General features: G+C 56.2%; 11 protein-coding genes. 5 read left to right on the plus strand and 6 right to left on the minus strand.

Going from position 1 to position 13,291, the window contains the following annotated elements:
* Positions 1 to 186 precede the first annotated feature (186 nt).
* A complete protein-coding gene (gene gyrA / locus AC0V6O_RS07470; protein WP_486142859.1) occupies positions 187 to 2,943 on the plus strand; it encodes a DNA gyrase subunit A in 2,757 nt (918 codons plus the stop codon).
* Between the two features lie 111 nt (positions 2,944 to 3,054).
* On the opposite strand, the gene AC0V6O_RS07475 is transcribed toward gyrA, so the two are convergent.
* Entirely contained in the window at positions 3,055 to 3,738 is a 684-nt protein-coding gene (locus tag AC0V6O_RS07475) for a lysoplasmalogenase family protein (RefSeq protein WP_486142861.1), read from the minus strand.
* Positions 3,739 to 3,803: 65 nt separating this feature from the next.
* On the opposite strand from AC0V6O_RS07475, the gene trmFO reads away from it, so the two are divergent.
* Positions 3,804 to 5,189, plus strand: a complete 1,386-nt coding sequence (trmFO, locus tag AC0V6O_RS07480) for a methylenetetrahydrofolate--tRNA-(uracil(54)-C(5))-methyltransferase (FADH(2)-oxidizing) TrmFO (protein ID WP_486142863.1) — start codon at positions 3,804 to 3,806, stop codon at positions 5,187 to 5,189.
* 7 nt (positions 5,190 to 5,196) lie between these two features.
* Here the strand turns inward: trmFO and AC0V6O_RS07485 are convergent, their stop codons facing one another.
* Positions 5,197 to 5,661 carry a hypothetical protein gene (locus AC0V6O_RS07485; protein WP_486142865.1) on the minus strand — a complete coding sequence of 155 codons (465 nt, stop codon included), beginning with the start codon at positions 5,659 to 5,661 and terminating at the stop codon, positions 5,197 to 5,199.
* Between the two features lie 46 nt (positions 5,662 to 5,707).
* On the minus strand, positions 5,708 to 6,370 hold the full coding sequence (locus AC0V6O_RS07490; RefSeq protein ID WP_486142867.1) for a hypothetical protein: 663 nt from the start codon (positions 6,368 to 6,370) through the stop codon (positions 5,708 to 5,710).
* Positions 6,371 to 6,558: 188 nt separating this feature from the next.
* On the opposite strand from AC0V6O_RS07490, the gene AC0V6O_RS07495 reads away from it, so the two are divergent.
* The 3 genes from AC0V6O_RS07495 to AC0V6O_RS07505 are packed head-to-tail and all read left to right on the plus strand — an operon-like array spanning position 6,559 to position 9,943.
* Positions 6,559 to 8,631: a pilus assembly protein TadG-related protein gene (locus tag AC0V6O_RS07495; protein ID WP_486142869.1), complete on the plus strand. Its 2,073-nt coding sequence runs from the start codon at positions 6,559 to 6,561 to the stop codon at positions 8,629 to 8,631.
* Entirely contained in the window at positions 8,628 to 9,245 is a 618-nt protein-coding gene (locus AC0V6O_RS07500) for a TadE/TadG family type IV pilus assembly protein (protein WP_486142871.1), read from the plus strand. Before AC0V6O_RS07495 ends, AC0V6O_RS07500 begins: the two co-directional genes overlap by 4 nt.
* On the plus strand, positions 9,242 to 9,943 hold the full coding sequence (locus tag AC0V6O_RS07505) for a TadE/TadG family type IV pilus assembly protein (protein ID WP_486142873.1): 702 nt from the start codon (positions 9,242 to 9,244) through the stop codon (positions 9,941 to 9,943). The genes AC0V6O_RS07500 and AC0V6O_RS07505 overlap by 4 nt, the downstream gene beginning before the upstream one ends.
* An 83-nt stretch (positions 9,944 to 10,026) precedes the next feature.
* Here the strand turns inward: AC0V6O_RS07505 and AC0V6O_RS07510 are convergent, their stop codons facing one another.
* From AC0V6O_RS07510 to AC0V6O_RS07520, 3 genes are all read right to left on the minus strand, one after another.
* A complete protein-coding gene (locus AC0V6O_RS07510; RefSeq protein ID WP_486142875.1) occupies positions 10,027 to 11,403 on the minus strand; it encodes a pyruvate dehydrogenase complex E1 component subunit beta in 1,377 nt (458 codons plus the stop codon).
* Positions 11,403 to 12,554: a pyruvate dehydrogenase (acetyl-transferring) E1 component subunit alpha gene (pdhA, locus tag AC0V6O_RS07515; protein WP_486145545.1), complete on the minus strand. Its 1,152-nt coding sequence runs from the start codon at positions 12,552 to 12,554 to the stop codon at positions 11,403 to 11,405. The genes AC0V6O_RS07510 and pdhA overlap by 1 nt, the downstream gene beginning before the upstream one ends.
* 172 nt (positions 12,555 to 12,726) lie before the next feature.
* The gene (locus AC0V6O_RS07520) at positions 12,727 to 13,044 is read right to left on the minus strand and encodes an FtsB family cell division protein (protein WP_486142877.1); all 318 of its coding nucleotides are present in this window, start codon (positions 13,042 to 13,044) and stop codon (positions 12,727 to 12,729) included.
* Between the last annotated feature and the right edge of the window lie 247 nt (positions 13,045 to 13,291).

Below are 13,291 nucleotides of genomic sequence, written 5' to 3' on the forward strand. Positions count from 1 at the left end.
TCCCCGTGCCTCTTACCAGTGTCAGGTGTGGAAAACCGGGCGTTTGGGCCTGCTTGTTGGCTTTCCCAGGTGGCGGAATGCGGTGCCGAGGCGTAAGCTCCAAGGCTTCTAAATACCTGATACGGCAACCACAGAAATGGCCCAACATTGAGCGACGATAGCGAAACCCTAACGCCCCCGGCCCCAATGGAAGAATTTGAACGCATCGACATCGTCGATGAGATGAAGACGAGCTATCTCGATTACGCGATGAGCGTGATCGTCAGCCGCGCTTTGCCAGACGTGCGCGACGGGTTGAAACCGGTGCACCGGCGCATTCTCTACGCCAGCCAAGAAGGCGGCTTTGTCGCTGGCAAGCCCTATCGCAAGAGCGCCAAGATCGTTGGCGACGTGATGGGCAATTATCACCCGCACGGGGACAGCGCGATTTATGATGCGCTGGCTCGCATGACCCAGGATTGGTCGATGCGCGTGCCGTTGATCGATGGTCAGGGCAATTTCGGTTCTATGGATCCGGATCCACCCGCCAGCATGCGTTACACCGAGGCGCGGCTTGCGCGTGTCTCTAACATGCTGCTCGACGATCTTGATAAAGACACCGTTGATTTCGCAGATAATTATGATGGCTCCACGCAGGAACCTCAGGTTCTGCCTGCACGCTTCCCCAATCTGTTGGTCAATGGCGCAGGCGGGATCGCGGTCGGTATGGCGACCAATGTGCCGCCGCATAACCTTGGTGAGGTGATCGACGCCTGTTTTGCCTTTATGGACAATCCGGCGATCACGACCGAGGAACTGATCGAATATGTCCCCGGCCCTGACTTTCCCACCGCACCGCTGATCCTCGGCGCGAGCGGGGCAAAATCGGCCTACACCACTGGGCGCGGCTCGATCCTGATGCGCTGCCGGCATGAGATTGAGACCAAGCGCGGCGATCGTGAGAGCATTGTGCTCACCTCGATCCCCTATCAGGTCGGCAAATCTGGCTTGGTGGAGAAAATCGCAGAGGCCGCCAAGGACAAGCGGATTGAAGGCATCTCCGATATTCGCGATGAAAGCTCACGCGAGGGCGTGAGAGTTGTCGTTGATCTGAAGCGCGATGCGAGTGCGGAGGTCGTGCTCAATCAGATGTGGCGCTACACCCCTGCCCAGTCATCTTTCCCAGCCAATATGCTGGCCATTCGGGGCGGCCGGCCAGAGACGCTGACGCTGCGCGATATCATTCAGGCGTTCATCAGTTTCCGTGAGGAAGTGATCACGCGCCGCACCAAGTTTGAGCTTAATAAGGCGCGTGAACGAGCGCACCTGTTGCTCGGCCTGGTGGTTGCGGTGTCGAACCTTGATGAGGTTGTGGCGATGATCCGCGGGGCGCCCAACCCTGCGGCTGCGCGTGAGAAATTGCTCGCAAAAGAATGGCCTATTGGTGACATCGCGCAATATATCCAACTGGTTGAGGCGATTGAACCAACCGCTGATCAGGAAGGCGGAACCTACTCGCTGTCTGAGAAACAGGTTCGCGCGATCCTGGAGCTGCGCCTGCACCGCCTCACTGCATTGGGCCGTGATGAGATCGGCGATGAGCTGAAAGAGTTAGCCGACAAGATCGAAGGCTTCCTTGCGATCCTTGCCGACCGGGTGAAACTCTACGCGGTTATGCGCGAAGAGCTGGAAGAAGTGCGCGCGACCTATGCGACGCCGCGCGTTTCCGAAATCGCGCCTGCTTGGGATGGTCTCGATGACGAAGACTTGATCGAGCGCGATGAGATGGTCGTCACCGTTACGCACGATGGCTATATCAAGCGTACACCGCTTTCCACTTTCCGCGCGCAAAATCGCGGCGGCAAAGGCCGTGCGGGCATGTCGACCAAGGATGCAGATGCGATCTCGGAGATGTTCGTCACCTCGACGCACAATCCGGTGCTGTTCTTCTCCACCTCAGGCAAGGTTTACCGGCTTAAGGTCTGGAAGCTGCCCGAAGGCGGTCCGGCGACGCGCGGGCGGCCGATCGTCAACCTGCTGCCATCGCTGGATGATGGTGAAACGATCCGTACGGTTCTGCCGCTGCCAGAAGATGAAGACAGTTGGGAGGCGCTATCCGTTGTGTTCGCCACGGCCAAGGGTCGCGTGCGCCGCAACTCCATGGGATCATTCACCAATATCCCGTCGAACGGCAAGTTCGCAATGAAGTTTGACGCCGAAAGCGATGATAAGCTGATCGGCGTTGCCCTTCTCAATGCGACTGACGATGTCCTGCTGGCCTCTCGCCAGGGTAAGGCAATCCGCTTTGCCGGTATGGATGTGCGTGAGTTTACCTCTCGCACTTCTACCGGTGTGCGCGGCATGAACCTGAAGCCGGATGACGAGGTCGTATCGCTATCAATCCTAGGGGCAACGGGGACCACGGCGGAAGAACGCGAGCAATATCTCAAGTTTGCGCCGTGGAAGGCTGATAGAGAGGGCTCTCCTGAGCTGAGTGAGGAACGCTTTGCGGAGCTCGAAGAGAAACAGCAATTTATCCTGACCGTCTGCGCCAATGGTTATGGCAAAATCTCCAGCGCCTATGAATACCGCCGGATCGGACGCGGTGGCCAAGGCCTTGCGAATATCGACAACATCGCCCGCAACGGCCCGGTTGTGGCGAGTTTCCCCGTGTCCTCTGGCGAGCAATTGATGCTCGTCACGGATCAGGCGAAACTTATCCGCATCGGGCTCGACACCCTGCGCGTACTAGGACGCAACACCGCCGGTGTGCGCTTGTTCGACGTTGGCAAGGGAGAGACCATTGTCAGCGCGGTGAAAATTGACGAGACCGAAGAGCCTGAGGACGCGGCAGAAGAAGCGGTGACTGAGGAAATGGCCGATCGCCGAGGCGGTGATGATGAAACTGCGCCGCACACCCCGCCACAGAGCGACGATGACATCGGTGAAGACCCGCCGGAATAAGGCAATTCAGTGAGTGATGGGCCAGGTGAGCAATGCTTGCTTGGCCCTTTCTCTCGATGGCGCTCGCTTTTGGGCTGCTTAAACACCCCTAGCCTCGCTCTCTTTCGCCTACTATGCCTTTGGCAAGTCGCCACGGAGGGTTTGAACCACGCCAGTCGCGATCAGGAATTGGCCCAGGTAATAGAGCGGCCAGATCGCCACATCTGGCAACGACCCCAGATCGATGCTGCCCATGCGGCTGAAGATCAGCATATCGGATAGGACAAACAGAACCGCACCGATTCCGACCCGGTAGCGGGAGAAACGGCTGATCCATGCCGCCCCTGCCATTGCGCCTAGCCCCAGACCATAGAGGGCCACAAGCGGGTCTCTCGCAATGAAATAGGAGATCGCGGGCACGCCAATAAGCAAAGCGGCGGCACACAGTTTTTGACTAAATACGGTTTTCTCCCGCCGATTGCGCAGGAACAGGGCAATCGCGGTCAGATGTGCGGCAAAGAACACTGCGCCGCCTGCTGTGAAGCTCAGCTCAATCGCCATATCAGCGCCTGCGCATAGGGCCAGAAACACAATGACCAGCGCGGCATCCACGCTTTGTTCAACCTCACGAGTACGGCGCATTGCATAGAGCGCCAGAAAGCCGACCCCGGCCCCTTTCAGCGCAATCAGCCACACGCCTCCGATGGGATTGTTCCATAGGAAGTAATAGGCAATTGCTGCCGCCAGACTGAGCAGTAGCCACGGGCGATGCGCCACAAGTGCGGGATGTGAAGAGTTTGCTGCGTCTTTTGCCATTGTGAACCCCTATTTGCGCTTCTTGGACTTGAAGTGTGGGGCGTGCAAGCACTAGGTCCGTGCGTATGAAATCACACGGTGTTTACATAATCGGCGGCGGTCTCGCGGGCAGCGAGGCGGCCTGGCAATTGGCTCAGCGCGGGGTGCGCGTGCGTTTGTCTGAAATGCGCGGTGCGCCCGAGGATAAGGGCGGTGAGATGACGCCTGCGCACCAGACCGATGGGCTGGCAGAGCTGGTGTGCTCCAATTCGTTCCGGTCTGACGATGATACGAAGAATGCGGTAGGTCTGCTCCACCACGAAATGCGGTCGATGGACAGTATTGTCATGCGCGCCGGAGAGGTCGCCCGCGTGCCGGCTGGCAGCGCCATGGCGGTGGACCGCGATGTCTTTTCCGCAGAGGTGCAAAAGGCGCTGAGCGAGCATCCCAATATCGAGATTGTTCGGGAACGGGTCGATGCCCTGCCCGATAGCGGAATGACGATTGTCGCCACCGGACCGCTTACTGCGCAATCGCTCGCGCAGAGCATTGTGAAGGCGACAGGAGAAGAGCGGCTGGCATTCTTCGACGCAATTGCGCCGATTGTTCACCGCGACAGCATCGATATGGACATCTGCTGGGTCCAATCGCGTTGGAACAAGACGACATCTGCTTCCAATGAAGGTGGCGATTACATAAATTGCCCGATGACGAAGGAGCAATATCTCGCCTTCCATCAGGGGCTTGTCGACGGCGATAAAACCGAATTCCAGGAATGGGAGAAGGATACGCCCTATTTTGATGGCTGTATGCCAATCGAGGTGATGGCGGCGCGCGGGGTCGATACCTTGCGCTTTGGCCCGATGAAGCCGGTTGGGCTCGATAATCCGCGCGATGTGACCGAGGAATTCCCGCAAGGCCGATGGCCCTATGCGGTGGTTCAGTTGAGGCAGGACAACAAGCTGGGCACCTTGTGGAACATGGTCGGCTTTCAGACGAAGCTGAAATATGGCGCTCAGGTGGAGCTGTTCCGCACCATTCCTGGCCTGGAAAACGCGGAATTTGCCCGCTTAGGCGGGTTGCATCGCAATACTTTCCTGAATTCGCCAATGGTCCTCGACCGTCAACTGCGTCTGAAGGCAGCGCCGCATATCCGCTTTGCTGGTCAGGTTACTGGGTGTGAGGGCTATGTCGAAAGCTCTGCTGTTGGCCTGATCGCGGGCATGATGGCGGCGGAAGAGCTCGCCGGGCGCGATTGGTCCCCTCCTCCGGCTGCATCAGCAATCGGCGCTTTGTTAGGCCATATTACCGGCGATGCAGAGGCGGATACGTTCCAGCCGATGAATGTGAATTTTGGCCTGTTCCCTCCGTTGCATGAGGTGGGCAAGAAGCAGCGCAAGGAAGCCTATACCAACCGGGCGAAGGCGGAGCTAGCCGAATGGCTCAAGGCTGGTGAACCAGTCCCGGCCTAGCCGCTCGCTAGCAGCGGCAGGTTGGCCGCCGAGTTGAACGTTTTGGAGCGGTGGTTGCGAACTCAGCGGTGGTCAGCTGGCCATTGCCATCTGCATCCGCACCCTCGAATCGTTTTGAGGTTGTCACTGCCCATTCCTCAAAAGTCAGCAGATTATTACCATCTGTATCGAGTTTGCGGAACGCATCTGAGCGGGTGGAGAGCATTTCATTGCGGGTGATAATCCGGTCGCGATTGCGATCATAACGGAAGAAACGCCGTTCTTCTTTGGTCAGCTCGCTTGCCTCTGGCGGCGCGGGGCCGGTGAGATCTCCCGGATCGGCCTCTGGCAAGACATCTGGCGCAGGTGCGGTTTCTTCTGGTTCAGGCGGCGGCGGCGCATTTTCCTCCACCTGAGCGCGGCCTTGCCACCAAAACGTGCCAACACCGGCCATGATCAAGCCAAGAAACGCCCCGAGAACTACTTGCCGCATGGGCCCCTCCCCATGAATTGCACTGATGCGTGAATGCTAGCGTGTTTTACCTACCAAGCAAAGCGGCACGAAAGGCGGTGAAACCAGCGCCGCGCCCCTCCATTAGGGGGCGTCCACCATTTGCAATGGCACGCCGTCCCAAAGCAGAAAGCACCGCGAGGCCTTTAAAAGAACTCAGTTTTTCAGGTTTTTGAGCGCACAACCGCTGGCCCATATTGAGGAGAATGTAGCGCTCGGTATCTGAATGGACCTTGGCCGCGAGGTCTGCAATCGACCAGATTTGGGCCGCAAGGTTAACGTTTCTGTATGTCTTATGCTCCGGCGAAACCCGCGCAAAGGCGCAAAGGGCCTCAGCGCGCGCATCCACGAATTTCTGAGCTTCGACCTCGGGTAGCGGCGGATCGGCAAGCAAATGCTCCCAACCGTTAACAAGATCACGCAAAGCGGCCTCTTCTCCCGCCCAAGTTTCCCCAATTGCATCAAGCACTGCGTCGCCTTGGGGGCGTAGCGCTGGTTCCTGCTCCAGCATCTCACGCCACCACGACAGGCGCATTTGCGCCAGCATAGGCTCGGTTGCCTTGCCGATAATGCGTGCAAGTCTTTGATCAAGCGCAAATAAAGTGCGCAATCGGGGGCGCATCGCCGCCGGTGTATGCGCCAAAGCCAGCTCAATCTCACTGGTCAGAGTGTCGGTTTCAATTGTGTCCACGAACCCTGCGCTAGCGCCAAAGACGCGGCTTTTACACCTCTTTTATGGCCTGACTTTATCCAACAAAATCATGGTTAAGCACAATCCGCGTATTCACTCGAAATTTACCATGCACGTTGAGATTGCGATTACCTAGTGCCGCTATGTCAGCCCTACACACGTGTTTTCTCGCAAGGATATCGAAAGTCATGGGCAAGCCATCGTTTTTCAGGGCACTAGCAAAAGACCCGACAGCGAATACCATCGTTATTGCAGCAGCCTCTTTAGTGCCACTGGTTGGTATGGTTGGCGGCGCGGTTGATGCCAGCCGTTACTATATGACGACAACGCGCCTTCAGGCCGCGTGCGATGCTGGCGCCCTTGCCGCTCGCCGGTCGATGTCAGATGTTACATTTGATCCCGCGGTTCATGGTGCCGTTGGCACGAATTTCTTCGAGCGAAACTATTCTGACGGTATGTTTGGGATAGAAGGTCTGTCGCACACCTACACATCAGATGGTGATGGGGAAGTAAGGGGCAGCGCGAGTGGACAACTCCCTAACACGCTGATGCAGATTTTTGGTTTTGAAGACTTTGCTGTGTCCGTCAGCTGCTCGGCAGACATTAACATTTCGAACTCCGATATCATGTTCGTCTTGGACGTCACCGGGTCGATGAACTGCAGCCCTGAGGGCAGCGCTGCTTTTGAAAAAGTACGTGACGAAGGCGGTGACATCAGTGCAGTTCCGAACTGTGCTTATGGCAACAACAACGGTGCTGAGGCGCCGGATTCGAAGATTGAAAGTCTACGTACTGCGGTCTTGGCTTTCTATGACGTCGTTGATGACTCGACATCTGATTCTGCGCAGGTCCGTTATGGCGTCATGCCGTATTCAAGCAACGTGAATGTTGGTTCGTCACTCGCACCTGAATGGATGGCGATTGATCCGACGTACCAAACGCGTGCACAGGTTCTTACCCCTGACCGTTGGGACTTTGACAGTATAGTCAGTTCGACCCGGTCAGGTTCGATTAGCAATGAGCGGGATGGTGGCGTTGCCACTACGACGTGGGAAAATGTCACGTCATTCGACGATTGTGTCGATCTTGCATTCGCACAGCACTTCGATGTTTATAATGGCGGCTCGAACATATCGGGTCTGACTTTAGCTTCGACCAATCAAATTGATGATCGCACGCGCACAGCGACTTACACTGGCGAGTTGGAATGGAAAACTCTGGATGAGTTCGACAGCGGCTTTTATCAGTCATCGACCAACCGCTGCATCATCGACTACGAAGAAACCCACTATCAAGCCAACGGCGTAGTCACGATCCAAGAGGTCAACAATGGGGGCCAGTTCGATTTTTGGGACTATGACGAACACAACGTTTCCGATCTTGGCGATGGTCTAAGTCTCGCATCTCTTTATGGGCAAACGCGCGACCCGGACGATGATGTGGTGGGTACGATTGATCTGCCAACAGGTAACAACGGTACCGATACAACCCATGTCTGGCGTGGCTGTATCGAAGAAGCTTCGACCGCCGAGGGTCAGGCAGACTTTGATACAATTCCCGCAGCTGCAAATGATTTGAATATCAATCTGGTGCCATCGAATGAGGATGAGCGGTGGAAGCCAGCCCTGCCATCTTTGGTTCATTACCGGTTCAATGGTTCCGGTAACTGGACGACAGGCAAAAGAGAAACGACAGCAAACTATCAGACCGTCCAAAGCGCAGGAAACTTGGCCTGCCCAAAACCTGCGCAGCGCTTGGAAAGAATGACGCGTGCAGCTCTGGACGAATATATCTCTGCCGATAACGATTTCGTGGCGAATGGTGCAACCTATCATGATTTCGGCATGATTTGGGGCGCGCGCTTTATTGCGCCAAATGGCATCTTTTCTGCACAAAACTCCGCGGCACCAAACGGTGATGCGATTGCCCGGCACATCGTCTTTATGACCGATGGTGCGCAAGCGGGCAATCAGACAACCTATGGTCTTTACGGGATCGAATGGTGGGATCGCCGTGTAACGATTAACGGTAGTGAGGAACAGATCGAAGACCGCCACGCGGCCCGGTTCCAGGCAGCCTGTCGTGCAGCGCAAAATGAAAACATCACTGTTTGGGTTGTCGCATTTGGAACAACATTAACTGAGAATTTGACCGACTGTGCATCACCAGGCCGTGCGTTCGCTGCGAGTGATGAAGATGCGCTTAGGCGGCAATTCGAAGAAATTGCGCAAACAATCGCTGCACTGAGGCTGACATCATGATCGCGCTTTGGAACATAGATATTCGTCAGCCGCGCAAACAGTTGGCGAAGGATGAGCGAGGCGCAACTCTGGTCGAATTTGGCTTTGTCGCACCAATCCTGATGACACTGATCATGGGCTTATTCGACATAGCCCATACCCAGTACACATCGGCATTGGTCAACGGGGCGATGCAGAAGGCTGGCCGAGATCTGACCCTTGAAAGCGCTGGCAGTCAGCAAACGAACATTGATCAATCGGTGATTGATGTGGTGTCGAATGTGGCGCCGAGCACCGCGACTATCACGCTTGAAAAGCTGTCTCACTTCGACTTTTCCGACATTGGTGAAGCGGAAGATTTTAGAGACCTCAATAGCAATGGCATCTGCGACAACAACGAATTGTTCGAGGATGATAATGGCAATGGTCAGTGGGACGCGGACAAAGGGCAATCCGGTGTTGGGGGCGCGCGTGACGCGGTGCTTTATACCGCCACGGTAACATACCCGCGCCTTTTCCCAATGGCCGGCTTGATTGGCCTTAGTGAAACGGTGACAGTTCAAACCTCAACTGTGCTTCGTAACCAACCGTTTGACGAACAAGACAGAAGCGTAGCGAGCGGAAACTGCACATGATGAAAGCAAAGAAATCTATGCTACAGAAGGTTCACCAGCGACTAGCAAACTTGCGATCAGATGCGTCTGGCCTGGCTATGGTGGAATTCGCCTACACTATGCCGATTGTTCTTTCGCTTGGCATGTTGGGCGCAGAAACAGCCAACTACGCTGTCACGCATATGCGCATCAGCCAGGTTGCAGTACAGCTGGCAGATAACGCGTCGCGCGCAGGCACTTCTGAAGTGGTTCAACTGCAGCGTGTATCTGAGAAAGACATTAACGACGTATTGGTTGGCGCGTTTAAACTCGGCGGTGGCCTTGATGTGCTTGCAAACGGACGACTTATTGTATCGAGCCTTCAGCGGAACGCTGAAGGCGGTCAAGAAATCCGCTGGCAGCGCTGTAAAGGTGCTGCGGCATATGATTCAAGTTTCGGTGTCGAAGGCGACGGTGAAACTGGCATGGACTTCCCTGGAATGGGCGAGTCCGGTCAAGAGGTGACTGCCGCTGCGGGAACCGCGGTCATGTTCGTAGAAGTTGTCTATGATTATGACGGCGTGACGCCCTTTGATGACTTCATTACGGGCGATACCTTGCGTTACACGTCCGCATTCAACATCCGGGACAATCGTGACCTCACCGGACTGAACAATGATGCGCCAAACGATATTCCTATGGCGGAGTGGTCAACTTGCGATAAGTACGACACTTTCTAAACCTCGCCAACGCGAATGAACAAGGGCAGAGCTGCACATCGCGGCCCTGCCCTTTTCTTTTTGCGATGTGTCCGGCGCGATGGTCAGTCGGCGTAGCAGACTTTCTTGGCAGCCTCGACGATGGAGCCAGCATTGATGAGCGCCAGTTCCTCTAGGTTCGCGGCGTAAGGCAGAGGAACGTCCTCGTTGCACACTCGCAGGACCGGTGCATCGAGATCATCGAAGCCTTCCTCCATGCAGATAGCCTGAATTTCAGACGCGATAGAGCATGTTGGCCAGCCCTCTTCGGCAACGATCAGGCGATTAGTTTTCGCCAGGCTCGTCAGAACCGCCTGCTTGTCGAGCGGACGCAAAGTGCGCAGATCGATGACTTCGGCGTCGATCCCCTCGCCCGCTAGTTCCTCGGCCGCCTCGAGCGCGAGGCCAACGCCGATGGAATAGCTGACGATTGTCACGTCAGAGCCTTCGCGCATGATCCGTGCCTTGCCGATGGGTAGGATATGATCATCAAGGTCTGGGACTTCAAAGCTGCGACCGTAAACCAGCTCGTTTTCAAGGAACACGACCGGATCTTCACTGCGGATGGCGGCCTTCATCAGGCCTTTCGCATCGGCGCTGTCATAGGGCGCGATCACGATTAGGCCGGGGACGCTCGCGTACCATGGGCCATAGTTCTGGCTGTGCTGCGCACCAACGCGGCTAGCCGCGCCATTCGGGCCTCGGAACACAATCGGGCAACGCATCTGCCCGCCTGACATATAGTTGGTCTTCGCGGCGGAATTAATGATGTGATCAATCGCTTGCATCGCGAAGTTGAACGTCATGAATTCAACAATTGGACGCAGGCCGCCCATCGCTGCGCCGGTGCCGATGCCGGCAAAGCCGTATTCGGTAATCGGCGTATCGATCACGCGCTTTGGACCGAACTCGTCGAGCAAGCCCTGCGTGACCTTATAGGCGCCCTGATATTCGGCGACCTCCTCGCCCATCACGAACACACGTTCATCGCGGCGCATTTCTTCCGCCATGCCATCACGCAGGGCTTCGCGCACGGCGGTGCTGGTAAAGCTGGTGCCTTCAGGGATTTCCGGATCGTGTACGGGCGCAGACGGGGCTGGTTTTTCCGCTACAGGCTTTGGTGCTTGCTCTGGAACTGCTGCTGGTTCAGCAGTGGCCACCGGGGCCGGATCAGGCGCGCTGGCGTCACTGGCATCCTCGCCCTCGCCGGTAATCATCGCGATTATAGTACCAACGGCGACATCCTCTGTGCCTTCAGCGATCATGATCTTGGACAATACGCCCTCATCAATCGCTTCAAACTCCATCGTCGCCTTGTCGGTTTCGATCTCGGCAATGATATCGCCGGGCTCAATCGTGTCGCCTTCAGCCTTCAGCCATTTGGCGAGCGTGCCCTGCTCCATAGTTGGCGACAGTGCAGGCATTTTCAGCTCAATACCCATTAGTAGTTCTCCACCAGAACATCGGTGTAGAGCTCGCTTGCCTCTGGTTCGGGCGAAGTCTCTGCAAAATCAGCGGCTTCGGCAACGACCTTGCGAATGCCTTTGTCGACGGCTTTGAGGTCGTCTTCGGATTTGCCACCTTCGATCAAAGTCTTCTTCAAGCGTTCGATCGGGTCGTGCGTGTCGCGTTGTTCCTGCACTTCTTCGCGGGTCCGGTATTTGGCTGGGTCAGACATTGAATGCCCGCGATAGCGATATGTGTTGAGTTCCATCAGGACCGGGCCCTTGCCCTCGCGCACATGCTTGAACGCAACCTCGGCTGCGGCGCGCACTTCGAGCACGTCCATGCCGTTCACCTCCATGCCGGGAATGCGGAACGCCGTGCCGCGGCGGTGAAAGCGAGTTTCCGCTGAACTGCGAGAACTTGCCGTGCCCATCGCATACTGGTTGTCCTCAACCACGAAGACGATTGGCAGGTTCCACAGGGCCGCCATATTGAAAGTTTCATAGACCTGGCCCTGGTTGGCCGCGCCATCGCCAAAGTAAGCGAGGCACAGCCCGCCATCTTCGTTGTATTTGTGCGCCAGCGCGAGCCCGCCGCCCAGCGCAACCTGTGCGCCGACGATGCCGTGCCCGCCATAAAATTTGTGCTCGGTGCTGAACATATGCATCGAGCCGCCCTTCCCTTTGGAAATGCCCGCTTCGCGCCCGGTCAGCTCTGCCATGATCACCTTCGGATCAATTCCATAGGCCAGCATGTGTCCGTGATCGCGGTATCCGGTGATCACGCTGTCACGATCATTGTCGAGCGCGCTTTGTAGGCCAATCGCCACCGCTTCCTGGCCAATGTACAGGTGGCAGAAGCCGCCGATCAGGCCGAGGCCATAAAGCTGGCCTGCCTTCTCTTCAAAGCGGCGGATCAGCAGCATCTGCTCATAGAATTTGAGCATTTGTTCTGGCGTGGCGTTGAAGCGCTTTTGTTCCTCAAATTCAGTCTGCAAAGAACGCAGGATGAAATCGGAATCATCAGACGGTGTCGCCGCGTCGCCGGTACTCACGGCCTTCGCTTTGGTCTTACTCTGTTTTGCAGGAGCATTCGTTTTCGAGGGCTGTTTAGCCAATGCGTTTTTCCTTTGATTGGCCGCGCGCATAGTGCCGCCATTGGGGAGAAGATTGCTCACGCGCTATAATCGTGTTTTCGGGCAAGACGCAACGTAAAGCAGACCATTTCTTGGTCAAATTCGTCTCAGCATACGTATGTGAAAGGCGCGCGCTGGGTAGCTTGATTGTAGAGCAAAGGCTCAAAGGTGGCCGCTCAGGCCATCACTCGTCTTCGACGGTGATCACCACCTCATCAGGGTGCACAACATTCATATTGCGGCGGAGCAATTCGCCTACCAGATCAGGATCGGCCGCACCGGGATCAAGCAGGCTCACGCGATTGCGCAAATCATCCCGCTCTGCCGATAGCATCGCGATTTGCGCCCGGCGCTGGTCCAAAAGGTTGGCGTTTTCATTCCAGGCGAGCAAGCCGGTTGGCCCAGCAATAGCGAGCGCGGTGAGCACAAGCAGCACGAGCAGAGCCAGGCCTTGTTTGGCCTGATCCGCTGGCAATTGCTGAAGTTTTCCCCGACGTCCCATAAGTCTTACAGAATCATAGTTAACTGCGGTGTTCAAGCACAAAACGACAGACACGGTCATAAATGTGACTTTAATTGACCACTTGCGCCAAATTGCCGCATTTACAGGTCCAAACAAGCGGACTTTGATTGGGCATGGAGCCACATTGGGCAGTGTACCTTGGTGGACCCGGCGTCGCGCAATAACCCAGATTGTGGCTGCTGATCACGGCTCTCTATGATACCCAAAGGGGATAGAGGAGACCCGC

This window comes from Erythrobacter sp. JB2-19, assembly GCF_057365005.1.